Origin of the sequence: Actinomadura napierensis (genome assembly GCF_039529375.1) — a bacterium.
GTDB lineage: Bacteria > Actinomycetota > Actinomycetes > Streptosporangiales > Streptosporangiaceae > Spirillospora > Spirillospora napierensis.
On the sequence record NZ_BAAAMR010000005.1, the window covers coordinates 64,576 to 79,912 of the forward strand.

General features: G+C 73.0%; 14 protein-coding genes. 4 read left to right on the forward strand and 10 right to left on the reverse strand.

Annotation, left to right across the window (positions count from 1 at the left end; all coding sequences use genetic code 11):
• Positions 1 to 27 precede the first annotated feature (27 nt).
• The 6 genes from ABD296_RS04860 to ABD296_RS04885 form a co-directional block, all read right to left on the reverse strand.
• Positions 28 to 2,088 carry a SpoIIE family protein phosphatase gene (locus tag ABD296_RS04860; RefSeq protein WP_344261865.1) on the reverse strand — a complete coding sequence of 687 codons (2,061 nt, stop codon included), beginning with the start codon at positions 2,086 to 2,088 and terminating at the stop codon, positions 28 to 30.
• Positions 2,089 to 2,157: 69 nt separating this feature from the next.
• The gene (locus ABD296_RS04865) at positions 2,158 to 2,814 is read right to left on the reverse strand and encodes a GntR family transcriptional regulator (RefSeq protein WP_344261867.1); all 657 of its coding nucleotides are present in this window, start codon (positions 2,812 to 2,814) and stop codon (positions 2,158 to 2,160) included.
• A 155-nt stretch (positions 2,815 to 2,969) separates the two neighbouring features.
• Positions 2,970 to 3,803, reverse strand: a complete 834-nt coding sequence (locus ABD296_RS04870) for an ABC transporter ATP-binding protein (protein WP_344261869.1) — start codon at positions 3,801 to 3,803, stop codon at positions 2,970 to 2,972.
• 2 nt (positions 3,804 to 3,805) lie between these two features.
• Complete coding sequence (locus ABD296_RS04875) at positions 3,806 to 4,579, reverse strand: ABC transporter permease (RefSeq protein WP_407061441.1); 774 nt, start codon at positions 4,577 to 4,579, stop codon at positions 3,806 to 3,808.
• 5 nt (positions 4,580 to 4,584) lie between these two features.
• A complete protein-coding gene (locus ABD296_RS04880; protein WP_344261873.1) occupies positions 4,585 to 5,415 on the reverse strand; it encodes an ABC transporter permease in 831 nt (276 codons plus the stop codon).
• A complete protein-coding gene (locus ABD296_RS04885) occupies positions 5,412 to 6,371 on the reverse strand; it encodes an ABC transporter substrate-binding protein (protein ID WP_344261875.1) in 960 nt (319 codons plus the stop codon). Before ABD296_RS04885 ends, ABD296_RS04880 begins: the two co-directional genes overlap by 4 nt.
• Positions 6,372 to 6,682: 311 nt before the next feature.
• On the opposite strand from ABD296_RS04885, the gene ABD296_RS04890 reads away from it, so the two are divergent.
• Both ABD296_RS04890 and ABD296_RS04895 read left to right on the forward strand, forming a co-directional pair.
• Complete coding sequence (locus tag ABD296_RS04890; RefSeq protein WP_344261877.1) at positions 6,683 to 8,494, forward strand: tannase/feruloyl esterase family alpha/beta hydrolase; 1,812 nt, start codon at positions 6,683 to 6,685, stop codon at positions 8,492 to 8,494.
• Between the two features lie 177 nt (positions 8,495 to 8,671).
• Entirely contained in the window at positions 8,672 to 9,466 is a 795-nt protein-coding gene (locus tag ABD296_RS04895; protein ID WP_344261879.1) for an SAM-dependent methyltransferase, read from the forward strand.
• Positions 9,467 to 9,472: 6 nt separating this feature from the next.
• On the opposite strand, the gene speB is transcribed toward ABD296_RS04895, so the two are convergent.
• Positions 9,473 to 10,498 carry an agmatinase gene (speB, locus tag ABD296_RS04900; RefSeq protein ID WP_344261881.1) on the reverse strand — a complete coding sequence of 342 codons (1,026 nt, stop codon included), beginning with the start codon at positions 10,496 to 10,498 and terminating at the stop codon, positions 9,473 to 9,475.
• Between the two features lie 86 nt (positions 10,499 to 10,584).
• Entirely contained in the window at positions 10,585 to 11,505 is a 921-nt protein-coding gene (locus ABD296_RS04905; RefSeq protein ID WP_344261884.1) for an SDR family oxidoreductase, read from the reverse strand.
• Positions 11,506 to 11,692: 187 nt separating this feature from the next.
• On the opposite strand from ABD296_RS04905, the gene ABD296_RS04910 reads away from it, so the two are divergent.
• Positions 11,693 to 12,430: a TetR/AcrR family transcriptional regulator gene (locus ABD296_RS04910; RefSeq protein ID WP_344261886.1), complete on the forward strand. Its 738-nt coding sequence runs from the start codon at positions 11,693 to 11,695 to the stop codon at positions 12,428 to 12,430.
• Positions 12,431 to 12,582: 152 nt separating this feature from the next.
• Positions 12,583 to 12,987 carry a hypothetical protein gene (locus ABD296_RS04915; protein ID WP_344261888.1) on the forward strand — a complete coding sequence of 135 codons (405 nt, stop codon included), beginning with the start codon at positions 12,583 to 12,585 and terminating at the stop codon, positions 12,985 to 12,987.
• Between the two features lie 135 nt (positions 12,988 to 13,122).
• Here the strand turns inward: ABD296_RS04915 and ABD296_RS04920 are convergent, their stop codons facing one another.
• Both ABD296_RS04920 and ABD296_RS04925 read right to left on the reverse strand, forming a co-directional pair.
• Positions 13,123 to 13,857 carry a response regulator transcription factor gene (locus tag ABD296_RS04920; RefSeq protein ID WP_344261890.1) on the reverse strand — a complete coding sequence of 245 codons (735 nt, stop codon included), beginning with the start codon at positions 13,855 to 13,857 and terminating at the stop codon, positions 13,123 to 13,125.
• A complete protein-coding gene (locus ABD296_RS04925) occupies positions 13,854 to 15,122 on the reverse strand; it encodes a sensor histidine kinase (protein ID WP_344261892.1) in 1,269 nt (422 codons plus the stop codon). Before ABD296_RS04925 ends, ABD296_RS04920 begins: the two co-directional genes overlap by 4 nt.
• Positions 15,123 to 15,337: the final 215 nt, after the last annotated feature.

The following is a 15,337-nucleotide window of genomic DNA, read 5'->3' on the forward strand; positions in this document are numbered from 1 at the left end:
GAACGCCGCCCGGCCGCCCGGGACGGGCTAGGAACGGGCCGGGACCTCGGCGTCCGGGACGCGGAGGGCGATCAGGGCCAGGTCGTCGATGCCGGCGATCGGAAGATGGGTGAGCAGACCGTCGCAGAAGGCCGGCAGCGGCCGGCGGGCGAGCAGCCCGGCCTTCTCGCAGAGCCGGTTCAGGCCCTCGCTCAGGTTCTCGCCGGGCCGCTCGATCAGGCCGTCGGTGTAGAGCAGGAGCGTGCAGCCGGGCTCGAGGTCCAGGGCCGCGCTGTCGTAGGGCTCGTCGTAGAGCAGGCCCAGGCCGAGGAGGGGATTGGAGGCTTCCTCCAGCAGGCGGGAGCGGCCGTCCGCGCCGACCAGCAGCGGCGGCGGGTGCCCGGCCGCCGCGTAGTCGAGCCGCAGCCCGCCCGGCCCGGTCTCCTGGACGCGGGCCAGCGCGCAGGTCGCCGAGCCGTCCGGGATCAGGGTCTCCATCGCGATGTTCAGCCGCCGCAGGATCCGCCCGGGCGGCTCCGGGCGGTCGACGATCAGGGCGCGCAGGATGTTGCGGAGCTGGCTCATCGCCACGGCCGCGGCCAGGTCGTGCCCGGTCGCGTCCCCGATGGCCAGCACGATCGCGCCGTCCGGTAGGACGAACGAGTCGTACCAGTCGCCGCCCACCTCGGCGGTCGCGGGGCTGGCCCGGTACCGCGCGACGATCTCCAGGCCGGGGACCTCGGGCGGCTCGGCGAGCAGGCCGTGCTGCAGGGCCAGCGCCACCCGCTGGGTGCGCTGGTACTCGATCGCGCTGCTCAGCGCGTCGTGGGCGTGGTCGAACATCTGCCGCATCAGGTCGACGTCGTCCTGGCCGAGCGGCTCGCGGTCCCCGCAGACGGCGGCGGTCACCACGGCCGCGACCGTCCCGTCCACGGCGACCGGCATCACCACCACGCTGTTGGCGTTGGACGCGGCCAGCCAGGCGGTGGTGCCCTCGGGCAGCATCTCGGCGGGCGGCTTCCCCGGCGCGAACGTGTGGTGCAGCGGGCGGCCGCGCTGCACGGTCCGGGTGAACCCGCTGTCGGCGGCGTACCACTCCTGGCCGAACGGAGGCTGCCGGGGCATGCCCTCCCGCGCGGCCGTGGCGACGCGCTCGGTGAGCAGCGGGGCGCCGTCGGGCCGGTCGACGTAGTCCGGCAGCAGGTGCACGCCGCAGCCGTCGGCGAGCGCCGGCACGATCACGTCCGCCACCGCGCCGAGCATCTCCCGCGGCCCGGCGTGCTCGGCGGTCGCGGCGGCGGTGCGGTCGAGCAGCCGGCGGCGGCGGTCCCGCCGCCAGCGCTGCTCGATGTCGGCGCAGGTCCCGACCCATTCGACCACGTCGCCGCCCTCGTACACCGGCGCCGCGTTGACCTCGAAGTGCCGGTAGTCGCCGCCGACCGTCCGCAGCCGGTAGACGTACCGCCAGGGGCGGGCCTGCGAGATCGCCCGCTTCCATGACCGCACGGCCGCCTCGCGGTCGTCGGGGTGCAGCGCCCGCGTCCAGCCCATCCCGCGGAACCCCTCCCAGGTCTGGCCGGTCACCCGCTCCCAGCCCGGGCTCGGTTCGACGGGCTCGCCCGCGGTGTTCGTCACCCACACGATCTCGGCGCTCACCCGGATGAGGCTCTGGAACCTGCGCAGGACGCGGCGCTGCTCGTCGGCGGTGGCGCCGGCCCGCCGGACCGCGGCGACGTGGTCGGTGACGTCCACCGCCACCGACAGCACCGCGGGCTCCTCCCCGGGCGCCCGGGACAGGCTGAAGGAGAAGAAGCGCTCCTCGTACCCCCGGTCGGGGAAGAAAAGGCTCACCGGGGCCTCCGCGAGGGTGACCGGCTCCCCCGTCTCCAGGACGCGTTCGAGGAGGCCGAAGTAGCCGCGCTGCACGAGGTCGCGGAACGCCTCGCGGACCCGCTGCCCGACCGGCCGCTCCCCGAACATCTCGCGGAAGGCGTCGTTGGTGTAGGCGAGGCGGTGCTCCGGCCCGGTGATCAGGGCGACCGCGACCGGCGCCCGGTCGAACACCTCCAGCGCCAGGCCGCCGTCCCCGCGCGCCCGGTCACCGCCCAAGGCGCCTCCCCCAAGTCGCCGTCCGGACCGCTATCGGCCGCCCCTCACCTCAACATACATTGCGGCTGGTCAGATGCTCTTGAGGGCGTCGATCACGCTGAGCAGGTGGCGGCGGGCAGCGCGTTCCGCCGCGTCGGGGGCGCGGGCGCAGATCTCGTCGATGATGGCCAGGTGCTCGGCCACCGACACGCTGGGACGGCCGGGGACCAGCGCCAGCTGGAACTGGTGCCGGACGTTCTGGGCGCGCAGCCGCCGCAGCACCCCGGCGGCGGTGCGCTGGCCGCTGATCTCGACGATGCGCAGGTGCAGCGCCTTGTTCAGCTCGGAGTACTCCAGGACGTGGCCCTGCGCGACCGCGCCGCGCATGGCCTCGCCGAGGCCGCGCAGCTCGGCGATCTCCGCGTCGGTGACGCGCTCGGCGGCCTTGGCCGCGCACAGCCCCTCGACCACCATGCGGATCTCGGAGATCTCGATCGCCTCCGCCACGGTCACGGCGCGGACCCGGGCGCCGCGGTTCTGCACGCGCTCGACCAAGCCCTCGTTGGTCAACTCGAACAGCGCGGCGCGCACGCTGCTGCGGCCGACGCCGAACATGTCCGACAGGTCCGCCTCGACCAGCCGCTGGTTGGGGGCGAAGTCGCCCCGGACGATGGCCTCGCGGATCGCGCCGGCGACGTCCGGGCGTCCGCCCCCGGGGGCATCCGTGGTCTGCTCGTGCGCTGACATGCTTCCTCACTCGCGGCCTTCGCCGGGCGCGCGCCCGCCGCGTCGCCGGGCGTCGCCGCGTGGATCGTCGAGGGATCCGGCGACCGATTCTAGAGCCCGCCGCCCTTCCCGCCTCCCGGGCGCATCATCGCCCGCGGGCGCGGCGGCGCCGGGCCTCACTCCGCCGGCCGGTGGCCGCCCTTGGCCTGCTGGACGAGCTTGTAGATGCGCGTCCGCAGCTCGGCGAAGCGCGGGTCCGACCGGGTGGTGAGCTGGTCGCGCTCGTCCGGCAGGTCGACGGCGACCTCCTCCAGGACCACCGTCGGGGAGTTCGACAGGACGATGACGCGCTGCCCGAGGTAGACCGACTCGTCGATGTCGTGGGTGACGAACAGGACGGTGACCCCGAGGCGCTTCCACAGGGCGCGGACGAGGTCCTCCAGGTCGGCGCGGGTCTGCGCGTCGACCGCGGCGAACGGCTCGTCCATCAGCAGGATGTGCGGCTCGTAGGCGACCGCGCGGGCGATCGCGACGCGCTGCTGCATGCCGCCCGACAGCTGCCACGGGTGGGCGTCGTGGACCTTGGAAAGGCCGACGGCGTCCAGCGCCTCGTCCACCAGCCGCCGCCGTTCGGCCTTGGCGATCCGCTTCTCCTTCAGCGGGCGCTCGACGTTCTGCCGCACGGTCATCCAGGGGAACAGGCTGCGCCCGTACTCCTGGAAGACCACGGCCATGCCGGCGGGCGGGCCCGTCACCCTCTCCCCTTCGAGCACCACCTCCCCGGAGGTGCAGCCGAGCAGGCCCGCGACGCAGCGCAGCAGGGTGGTCTTGCCCGCGCCGGACGGCCCGACGATGCAGACCAGCTCGCCCGCGCCGACGGTGAACGTCAGGTCCCGGACGGCTTCGACGGCGCGTCCCCGGCCCTGGTAGACCTTCTTCAGCCGGCGGACGTCCAGCAGGGCCGCGGAGGTGTCCGGGCGCCGCGCCCCGCCGATCGGTGCAGTGGTCATCTCTAGCCCTCCCGCTGTGCCCGGCGCAGGCCGGTGTACCAGCGCAGCACCCGCGTCTCCACGACGTGGAAGGCGGCCGACAGGGCGATGCCGATCAGCCCGAGCAGGATGATCCCGCTCCACATCTGCGGGATCGAGAAGCCGCGCTGGAACTGGATGATGGTGAAGCCGACGCCGTTGCTCGCGGCGAACATCTCGCTGATCACCATGAGGATGATCCCGATGGACAGCGCCTGCCGCGCGCCGGCGGTGATCTGCGGGCTGGCGCCGCGCAGCACCAGGTGGACGAGCCGCGAGTGCGGGCGCATCCGGTAGCAGCGGGCCGTGTCGCGCAGCACCTCGTCCAGCGCGCGGACGCCCTCGACCGTGTTGAGCAGGACGGGCCAGACGCAGCCGGAGACGATGACGAGGATCTTCATCCCGTTCCCGATGCCGGCGAACAGCATCAGGATCGGCACGAGCACCGGCGACGGGATGGCCCGGAAGAACTCCAGGACCGGTTCGAGCAGGGCCCGCAGCACCCGGACCGAGCCGATCGCGACGCCGAGGCCCACGCCCAGGACCAGGGCCAGCAGGTAGCCCGCGAGCAGCCGGCCGAGGCTGGGCAGCACGTCGCCGGTGATCCGGCCGTGGAACCAGGTGTCGTCGAACGTGCCGAGGATCGTGCTGAGCGGCGGCCAGAAGAAATCGGTGCTGCCCGCCGTCACCAGCCACCAGGCGGCGACCAGCACGACCGGCATGCCGAGCAGCAGCAGGACCCTGCGCACCGCGTTCAGGACCGTCACGAGACCACCTCCCGGCGGACGGAGGGATGCCAGCGCAGCACGCGGCGCTCGACCGCCCGGACGATCACGTTGACCACCACTCCGATCAGGCCGACCACGATGACCAGGGCGTACATCGAGGCGACGGCGTTGGAGCCCTGCGCGACCGCGATCTGCTTGCCGAGCCCGGGCGACCCGATGACGAGCTCCCCGGTGATCTCCAGGATCAGCGCGACCGCGGCGGCGAGCCGGAACCCGGTCATGACGTACGGCAGCGCCGTCGGCCACAGGACGGTGCGCACCTGCGTCAGCGGGCGGAACCGGTACGAGCGGGCCGTCTCGCGGGCCACCGGGTCAACGTCCCGCACCCCGTAGAGGACCTGCACGAGGACCTGCCAGAAGGAGGCGTAGACGACCAGCAGGAGGGTGGAGCGCATCGTGGTGCCGTACAGCAGCACGGCCAGCGGGATCAGCGCGACCGACGGGATCGGGCGCAGGAACTCGATCGTCGACGACATCGCCGCCCGCACTAGCGGGAGGCCGCCGATCGCGATGCCCAGCACCACGCCCGCGGCCGTCGCGACCGCCAGCCCGATCGCCCACCCGCGCAGCGTCTCCAGCAGCGCGCGCCAGAACGCGCCCGTCCCGGCCTCGTCGGCCAGCGCGGAGAGCATGTCGCTGAAGGGCGGCAGGAACCGCTTCTTCACCAGCCCCGCGCGGGGCACGACCTCCGCCAGCGCCATCAGCCCGGCCAGGCCGGCGAGGCCGAGGAGCCAGCCGGGCACGGTGCGGTGACGGCGCCCGCCCCGGCCGTCCCCCACGGCGTCCGCCGTCACCGCCGCCGTCACGGCAGCAGGTCCTTGACGTCCGGGGCCTTCTTGATGAGCCCGTCCTGCACCGCGAGGTTCTCCAGCGTCTGGAGTCCGGCCTGGTCGACCCGGGCCGGGAACTTCGGCAGGGTCAGCGCGCTCGCCACCGACGGGTCGATCTTGGTGTAGGTGCCGAGGATCTTGCGCACCGCGTCGGGGTTCTGGTCGGCGTACTGCAGCGACTTCTGCATCGCCGCCGCGAACCGCTTGACCAGGTCGGGCTTGGACGCGGCGGTCTTCTGCGAGGTGAAGTAGGCGGCGATGGTCAGGTTCGGGGCGGTGTCGACGTAGTTGGACGCGACGAGCCGCCCGCCGTTCTTCAGCGCGGTGGTGAGGAACGGCTCGACGACCTGGACCGCGTCCACGTTCCCCTTGTCGAGCGCGGCGAGCATGTCGGGGAAGGCCAACTCGGTGAACTTCACGTTCTTGGCGTCGCCGCCGGCCTTGCGGATCGAGGCGCGGACGGTCGTGTCGTTGATGTTGTTCAGGGTGTTGACCGCGACGCGCTTGCCGACCAGGTCCTTGGCCGTCCTGATGGGACTGCCGGACTTGACGACCACACCGCCGAAGTCCTTCTTGTCGGCGCCGGTCGAGGCGTTGCCGGGCGCGACGACCTTGAGCGGCAGGCCCTTGGACCGGGCGAGGACGAGCGAGGTGTAGTTGCTGAACCCGAAGTCGACCTGGCCGCTGACGACGGCCGGCACGATCGCCGCGCCGCCCTGGGCCGTCTCGAACTGGAGCTTCAGCTTCTGCTCGGCGAAGAAGCCCTGCTGGGCCCCGAGGTAGACGGGCGCGACGTCGACGATCGGGATGACGCTCACCTTCACGGTCGCGGGGCCCTTGTCGGAGGCGTCGGAGGAACCGCCGCCCCCGCCGCACGCTGCTGCGAGGAGGAGTACGGAGGCGGCGGCCAGAGCCGCCCGGATTCTGTTCACAGTGCTTCTCCTGGGCGTCGGTCGGGTGGGGTCCCCTCTGGCGTGACGGCGATGCTAAGGAGCAACGGACAAGATTGTCAACGATTTGAAAACCAAAGTGACGACGATTTTCACCGTCCGGTTCCGGTCGCACGTGGCCTGACAGCGCCGCTCACCCTGGCAGCATGCGCACGCTCTGGCGTTATGTCCAGATCTTGTACTCCAGATTGCTTGTTGGATTGTCAACATTTTTGTAGCATCCGCCGTGCGGTTCACCCGGCCGGGCGGCACCCGCCGGCAGCGGGCCCGCCCTTCCGAGGAGGCGGTACTCCATGCATGGGTTCTTCACTCGGGGCACGGTGTTCGGAGCGTGCGTCCTGAGACGCGCGCGCGGCCGGCTCCGGCCGATCGTCGGCCCGCTCGTCGCCGCGGTGCTCGTGGCGGCCGTGGTGTCGGCGCTCGGGACCGGCGGCGCGTCCGCGCAGCCCCGGCAGCAGCGCGTCACGGCGGACGGGCTCGCCGACCTGCCCGCCGTCGAACCGGCGATGGACTGCGCCGACCTGGCGGGCCTCCGCCTGGACGGCGCCACCGACGCACCCGTCACGATCACGTCCGCGACGGTCTCGACCGCGGGCGCGCCCGCGCCGTACTGCGACGTCCGGGGCACCATCGCCCCGGCGGACACCATCGTCATGCGGCTGCCCGTCCACGGCTGGACGCAGCGCTACCTGCAGACCGGCTGCGGCGGCGAGTGCGGCAGCTCCAACATCAACTACACGCAGGCGGCGACGTGCGCGCCGGTCGCGGGCGGCACCATCGCCAGCGCCACGACCGACATGGGCCACCAGGGCTCACCGGACGGGTCGTGGGCCGCGAACGACCCGCAGGCGCAGATCGACTTCGCCTACCGGGGCGTGCACGTGACCTCGCAGGCGGCCAAGGCGCTCATCAAGCGGTTCTACGGCCGCTCCCCCGCCTACTCCTACTTCGACGGCTGCTCCGACGGCGGCCGCGAGGCGCTGATGGAGGCGCAGCGCTACCCCGGCGACTTCGACGGCATCGCCGCAGGCGCGCCCGCGAACGACATGGTCGTCCAGAACACCTTCCACCACGCGTGGAACGTCCTGACCAACCTCGACGGCGACGGGCACTACATCCTGCTCGCCGGCAAGCTCCCGCTCGTCCACCAGGCCGTGCTGTCGGCATGCGACAGGCTCGACAGCCTGAAGGACGGCCTGATCGGCGACCCGCGGCGCTGCAACTTCGACCCGGCCACGCTGCTGTGCAAGTCCGGGCAGGACCCGTCGACGTGCCTGAGCAAGGCCGCGGCCGGTGTCGTCCGGCGGCTGCACGACGGCGCCGTCGACGAGCACGGCACGCGGCTGGAGCCCGCGATCTCCCATGAATGGGGCTCCGAGCTCGAATGGACGCTGTTCATCCCGTCCAAGCAGGGGCAGACGGTCGGCAGCCAGAACTTCGTGGAGTCCTTCGCCCGCTATCTCGGCTACACCAACCAGGTCAAGCCCGACTGGAAACTGTCCGACCTCAAGTTCACCGTCGAATCGTTCTGGAACACCGTGCAGTCGTCGAGTTACCTCTCGGCGATGGACCCCGACCTCAGCCGATTCCAGCGCGGCGGCGGAAAGCTGCTTCTGTGGCACGGCTGGAGCGACCAGCACATCTCCCCGCAGAGCACGCTCGCCTACTACGACGCCATGCAGAAGACCATGGGCCGCAAGGGCGTCGACGACTTCTCCCGGCTCTACCTCTTCCCCGGCGTCGCGCACTGCGGCGGCGGCGAGGGGCCCGACACCTTCGACGTGCTCACGCCCGTGATGGCCTGGACGGAGAGCGGCCGGCGCCCCGGAAGGATCGTCGCGTCCAAGGTGGCGGACGGCACCGTGACCCGCACCCGTCCCGTCTACCCCTATCCGCAGGTCGCGCGCTACGACGGCTCGGGCAGCACCGATGACGCGGCGAACTTCACCGCCGCCACGCCCCGGGACGAGCCGCGCACCGGCTACCACTGGCTGGGAGAGCGGCTCTACTCGGGCGGCTACCAGACCTGGTGCCGGGCGGACGGCACGCTCCTGGCCTGCCGGCCGTCGCAGACCTGGCTGACCCGCAAGGCCACCCGGGCCTGACCTCGGCACCCCTCGGACGCGCGCCGTTCCCCGGTCCAGCCGAGGAACGGCGCGCACCGCCGCCGCGGCCGAAGGCGGCCGAAATCGATTCGGCACGGCGGCGAATGGGGCGCCCAAGCGCCGCCCATTGCGACTAGTTTTACGGGGAAAGGCCGACCGCGAATTGGGGAGTGTGCCGTGGCCGAAGAGGCGGGCAGCATCATCGACACGTCCGTGCCGCATTCCGCGCGTATCTGGAACTACTGGCTCGGAGGCAAGGACAACTATCCCGTCGACCGGGAGGCCGGCGACCAGTACCTGCAGGTCTACCCGGGAATCGCGGACATCGCGCGGGCCGGCCGCAACTTCCTCGCCCGCGCCGTCCGCTACCTGGCGGGCGAGCAGGGAATCCGGCAGTTCCTCGACGTCGGGACGGGGCTGCCGACCGTCGACAACACCCACGAGGTGGCTCAGCGCGTCGCACCGGATTCGCACATCGTCTACGTCGACAACGACCCGCTCGTCCTGTCGCACGCGCACGCGCTGCTCACGAGCCGTCCCGAGGGCGAGACGAGCTACATCGAGGCCGATATGCGTGACCCGGAGCAGGTCCTGCGCATGGCTCGGGAGAAACTCGACTTCGACCGGCCGATCGCGGTGATGCTCATGGGCGTGCTCGGCCATATCGACTCCTACGACGACGTCCTGCACATCATCCGGACGCTGGCGGGCGGCCTCTCCTCGGGCAGCTTCCTCGCCCTTTATGACGACACCGACACCGACGAGGCGCACAACGAGGCGCAGCAGCAGTACGACGACACCGGCGCCGTCCCCTACCGGCTCCGCCCGCCCGGGCAGATCACCGCCTATTTCGACGGGCTGGAGCTGGTCGAGCCCGGCGTGACGGCCTGCGAGAAATGGCGCCCCGAGCCGAATCCGTTCGGCGACACGCCGGCCACGTCCACGCTCTGCGGCGTCGCCCGCAAGCCCTGATCCGGGTCAGCGGCCGTCCAGCAGCGGGCGCCGCGGGTCCCAGGCGGTGCCGTCCCGGGCGTCGCGGCGGCGGCGGGCGATGCCCGAAAGGGCCTCCAGGACGACGCGGTTGGCCAGCGCCGAGGTGATGTCGGCGTGGTCGTAGGGCGGTGACACCTCGACCACGTCGACGCCGGCGACCGGGAGCTCGTAGGCGACGCGCCGCACCGCGTCGAGGAGCTGGCGCGCGGTGAGGCCGCCGGGCTCGGGCGTGCCGGTGCCGGGCGCGTGGCCGGGGTCGCAGACGTCGATGTCGACGGACAGGAAGACCCCGTCGCATTCGTCGGTGGCGGTCGCGAACGCCTCGGTGAGGCATGCGTCCAGCCCGCGCGCGACGATCTCGGTCATCTCGTAGGAGCGCATGCCCTGCGCGGCCATCCAGGCGAGCGTCTCCGGGCCCGGCCAGTAGCCGCGCAGGCCGAGCTGCAGGAACCGGTCGCCGCGGACGGCCCCGGACTCGATCAGCCGGCGCATCGGCTGCCCGTGCCCGACCAGCGAGCCGAACTCGACGTCGCCGGTGTCGGCGTGCGCGTCGAAGTGGACCATCGAGACGCGGCCCTGCCCGAGGTGCCGCGCCACCCCGGCGGCGTCGGGCCAGGCGATGGTGTGGTCGCCGCCGAGGACCAGCGGGATCGCCCCGTTCCTGGTGAGGGTGTATACCGCCTCCTCCAGGTCGCGGACGGAGCGCGCGGCGTCGCCGGAGTACATCTCGACGTCCCCGGCGTCGAGGACGGCGAGGTCGCCGCGCAGGCCGTCCACGCGCAGCGCCAGCGACGGCCGCGACCCGTTCTGCGGCAGGTAGCAGGTCTGCCGGATGTACTGCGGCCCGAACCGGGTGCCGGGCCGGTGCGAGGTGCCGCCGTCGAACGGGGCGCCGAGGACGACCACGTCGGCGCCGGCGTAGGTCGCGGGGTCGGACCAGGTGCAGCGCGGCACGCCAAGGAAGGTGATGTCGGGGCCGAACTGCGGTCCGTACCGTTCTTCCCGGGTCATCCGCGTCCTTCCTGCCGCAACGGCGATGCCCGGATGTTCTTCCCCGTCCGGGGCGTGCCGTCACCTGGACGCGCGGGGCGGTCCGATCATGCTCCGGGTTCGGGGGTGACGCCGTCCGGCATGACGTTCGGGCGGGCCTTCTCCACCAGGGCGGGGATGACGTCGTCCAGTTCGTGCGGGTCCCAGCGGGCGCCCTTGTCGACCACCGGGCCGGCCCGCCAGCCCTCCGCGACGCTGATCCGCCCGCCCCGCACGTTGAACACCCGGCCGGTGATCCCGCGCGCGCCCGGGCTCGCCAGCCACACCACCAGCGGCGCGATGTTGGACGGGTCCGCCGGGTCGAAGCCCTCGCTCGGGCGCTCGCGCCCCGGCACCAGGTTCTCGGTCATCCGGGTCAGCGCGGCGGGCGCGACCGCGTTCACCGTGACGCCGTAGCGCCCCAGCTCGCGGGCCGCGATCACGGTCAGCGCGGCGATCCCGGCCTTGGCCGCACCGTAGTTGCCCTGCCCGGCGTTGCCGTAGATTCCGGACGACGAACTGGTGTTGATGACGCGGGCGTCCACCTCGTGCCCGGCCTTGTGGCGTTCCCGCCAGTACGCGGCGGCGTGCCGCAGCGGCGCGAACGTGCCGCGAAGGTGGACGTTGATGACCGCGTCCCATTCCTCGGCGGACATGTTGACCAGCATCCGGTCGCGGAGGATGCCAGCGTTGTTCACCAGGACGTGCAGGTCGCCGAACCGCTCGACGGTCGAGGCGACGAGCCGGCGGGCGCCCTCGAAGTCGGACGCGTCGGTGCCGTCCGCGACGGCCTCCCCGCCCATCGCGCGGATCTCCTCCACGACCTCGCCCGCCGGGCCGTCGGACGAGCCGGTGCCGTCCACCTGCGCGCCGAGGTCGTTGACCACCACGCGGGCGCCGTGCCGGGCGAACTCCAGCGCGTGCTCGCGGCCGATCCCCCGGGCCGCCCCGGTCACGATGACCACCCGTCCGTCGGCGATCGCGGCCATGCTCGCTCCCTCCCGCCCCGGACGGGCCGGCACCCGTTCCGGCGCGCACTGAACTAGAGTTGGTTTCTAGAATTAGCTTTCAAAACCATGCGACGGGAACACCCGGATGTCAATGGGACCGGCGCCGCCGAACCGGATGGAACGGGGGGCACCGGCGCCGGGAGGCCCGATGGGATAGCTTCCAACGGTGGAATCCGCTGGAGTGTCCCTCGGCGGGGCGCGGCGGCCCGGCCGGGACGACGGCACGCACGCCGGCGATGCCGCGCACGCCGGGAGCGCCGCGTCCTTCCGCGGGCGCCTGCTGGCGGGGCTGGCCGACTCGATCCGCGAGCGCGGCTTCCGCGAGACCACCGTCTCCGACATCGTCCGCCACGCCCGCACGTCCCGGCGCACCTTCTATGCGGAGTTCCCCACCAAGGACGCCTGCTTCGTCGAGCTCCTCCAGGTCACCAACCGGATCCTGCGCCGCCGCGTCACCGGGGCGATCGACCCGGCCGCCCCGTGGGAGACGCAGATCCGCCAGGGCGTCCAGGCGTACGTCGAGATGGTCGCCTCCGAGCCGGAGATCACGCTGAGCTGGATCCGCGAACTGCAGGCGCTCGGCGCCGGCACGGCCCGGCGGATGCAGCGCGAGGCGGTCGACGCGCTCTTCCGGCTGCTGCAGGACGTGACCGGCAACGCCGGGATGCTGCGGGCCGGCACCCGTCCGGTCAGCCGACCCTTCGCGCTGCTGCTGATCGGCGGGCTCCGCGAGCTCACCGCCACCCTCGTGGAGGACGGCGCGGACGTCGGCGACATCACCGAGGTCGCGGTCGAGGCGACCATCGCGCTGTTCCGCCCGGTGCCCGAGAACGGTCCGCCGCCCATGCCCGGCGGCGCTCGGCCCCCGCGTTACGACGACGGTATTGCGGACCCACGGAACTGATCTTCCGAACGGCGCCCGCGCCGCCGAATTTCCCTTCTCCGGCACGGTAGGCGGGCGTTCCGCACCGTGGTACCGTCCCGTACCACATCAACCTCCGTGCCCTTCGGCACGCGGGGCCGCCATGCCGAGAGCATCGTCCAGAAGAGCGCGCGATGACCGACATTGACGAGGACGACTTCACCGAGCACGCCGTCCACCTGGAATACACATGGCGGACCTGGCGGTACATGCTCACCAGCACCGCGGTGCCCGCCCTGCTGTGCGTGAGCGCGAACGGCATCCTGCGGCTCGGCAGCTTCGTCGACCACGCCGCCGCCGAGCGGGTGTTCTGGGACGTGGTCACGCTGGCCATCCAGGACGCCGGGGGCCATCTGGCGGACATGCGGGTCAACAGCACCCGGGCGGCCGTCGTGCTGGAGGGCCCGCCGGACGGCCGCGCGCATCTCGCCGTCCGCTCGGCTTCCGGGTTCAACCTCGCGCACTGCTACGACACTTCCTACGACGCGCTCGACGCCTGGGCGCAGATGGCGAGCGAACTGGCGCTACGGCCGTGCTGACCATGAGAACCGCCGATCTTCCGGGAAATTGCGGAAGGCCGTCATCGGCCGCACCGAAATCCAGAAGATCGGCCATGTGAACGCCCGCGCGGTGAATTCACCGGGCCGGGAGAACGCCGCCCGGCGGACGCGTGATCAAGGGGCGGAATCGCCGCTTCCGAGCGGTCCCCGGCCCGCCGAGACCAGCCCGGTCTCGTAGGCGAGGACGACGGCCTGGACGCGGTCGCGCAGGTTCAGCTTGGACAGGATCCGCGCGACGTGCGTCTTGACGGTCGCGGCGCTCAGCGTGAGGCGCTCGGCGAGCTCGGCGTTCGACAGCCCGGTGGCGAGCAGCCCGAGCACCTCCAGCTCGCGCGGCGTCAGCTGGGACAGGTCGCGGTGCACCGCGGGCCGGGCCGCGGTGCGGGCCTCGTCGCGGGGCGCGAAGCGCTCGATGAGGCGGCGGGTGATGGCGGGCGCGAGCAGCGCGTCCCCCGCCTGGACGAGCCGGACCGACGCGGTGAGCTGCTCGGGCGACACGTCCTTGAGCAGGAAGCCGCTGGCGCCCGCGGTGAGCGCCGCGTAGACGTAGTGGTCCAGGTCGTAGGTGGTGAGGATGAGCACGCGGGTGCCGCCGCCGGCGGCGGTGATCTGCCGGGTCGCCTCGATCCCGTTCGTCTCCGGCATCCGGATGTCCATCAGCACCACGTCGGGGCATGTGCGGCGGACGGCGGCGACCGCGTCCGCTCCGTCGGCGGCCTCGGCGACGACGTCGATGCCGTCGGCGGCGAGGATCATCCGGAAGCCGGTGCGGACGAGCGCCTGGTCGTCGGCGATCACGACCCGCAGGCCCGCGCCGCCGTCCGCGGGGACGGCGCCGGGCCCGGTCACGGCGTCCTCCAGGGGATCGTGGCGGCGACGCGGAACCCGCCGGCGAGGGTGCGGCCGGACTCCAGCGTCCCGCCGTAGACCGCGAGCCGCTCGCGCAGGTTGATCAGGCCGCGGCCGTTGCCCGCCCGGGCGCCCGCCGCGCCGCCGCCGGGCGCGCCGCCGGTGTCGGTGATCTCGATGCGCAGGCGGTCGCCGTCGCACCGGACCGCCACCGCGGCGGACGCGCCGGACGCGTGCTTCATCGCGTTGGTCAGCGCCTCCTGGACGACCCGGTAGGCGGTGAGGTCGACGCCGGGCGGCAGCGGCCCCGGCGGCGGATCGAGGTCGGCGGTGACGCGCAGGCCGGTGGCGCGGACCCGGTCGATGAGCGGGCCGAGCCGGTCCAGGCCCGGCTGCGGGACGGGCACCCCGGCCGCCTCGTCGCCGGACGGCGCGAGCAGGCCCATGACGTGCCGCAGCTCCGCCATCGCGGCGCGCCCGCTGGCCTCGACGTCCAGCAGCGCCTTCTTCGACAGCTCCGGGTCGGCGTCCACCACCTTGCGGGCCGCGCCGGTCTGGATCACCATCACGCTCACATTGTGGGTCACCACGTCGTGCAGTTCCGCCGCGATCCGGGCGCGCTCCACCTCGACGGCGCGGCGGGTCGCCTCGCCCTGTTCCTGCTCGATCTCGGCGAGCCGGCGCCGCCAGGACCGGACCGCCATCGCCAGGACGCCGGCGGCGAGCAGGACGAAGAACGGCGCCGACCAGTCCGGCAGCGAGACCGAGGTGCCCCGGTAGACGACGCCGGCGAGGACGGCGGCGGCGCCCAGGCTCGCGACGGACTGCACCCGGTAGCGGCTGTAGGCGATCGCGCCGAAGCCTCCGATCAGGCAGGCCAGCACCGACACCCAGGACAGGCCGTGGCGCAGCGCCCAGGCCGCCAGGAGCACCGCCCAGAACGTGCTGAGCGGGTACACGCGCCGGAAGGCCAGCGGCAGCACCGACAGGACGGTCAGGCTCCAGGACGGGTGGCCCCCGCCCGACCTCTCGCCGAAGCCGTCGGGAGGGGCGGGCGGGGCGGGCGGGCCGTCCGGCCCGAAGTCGATCCTCTGGGGGTGGTCGCCGCCCGTCTTCGCCGCCACGAGCAGCGCCACCGCGGTCAGGATGAGGGCGAACGCCGTGTCCCTGGCGAGGGCGCGGCGCGAGGGCGGTCCCTCCGCCGGCTCGGGCCGGAGGAGCCCGCGCAGCCCCCCGCGCCAGTCGCGCGGTCTCTCCACCTGCATGCCCCACATTGTGTCCCCCGCCGCGCCGGCCCGGTATCGGCTGGGCGGGCGGGATCCTCGCCCGTGCGGCGTACATCGCGAGGATGACGCCCGGCGGGATCGTCCGCGCGGCGTACCGGATGTCGGTGCGGCGGCGGACGCCCCGGACGGCCCGCCGCGCATAGCTTCACGTCCGCTGAGACCGGGCGGCGGCGTGCCGCCCGCAGGCGGAGGGC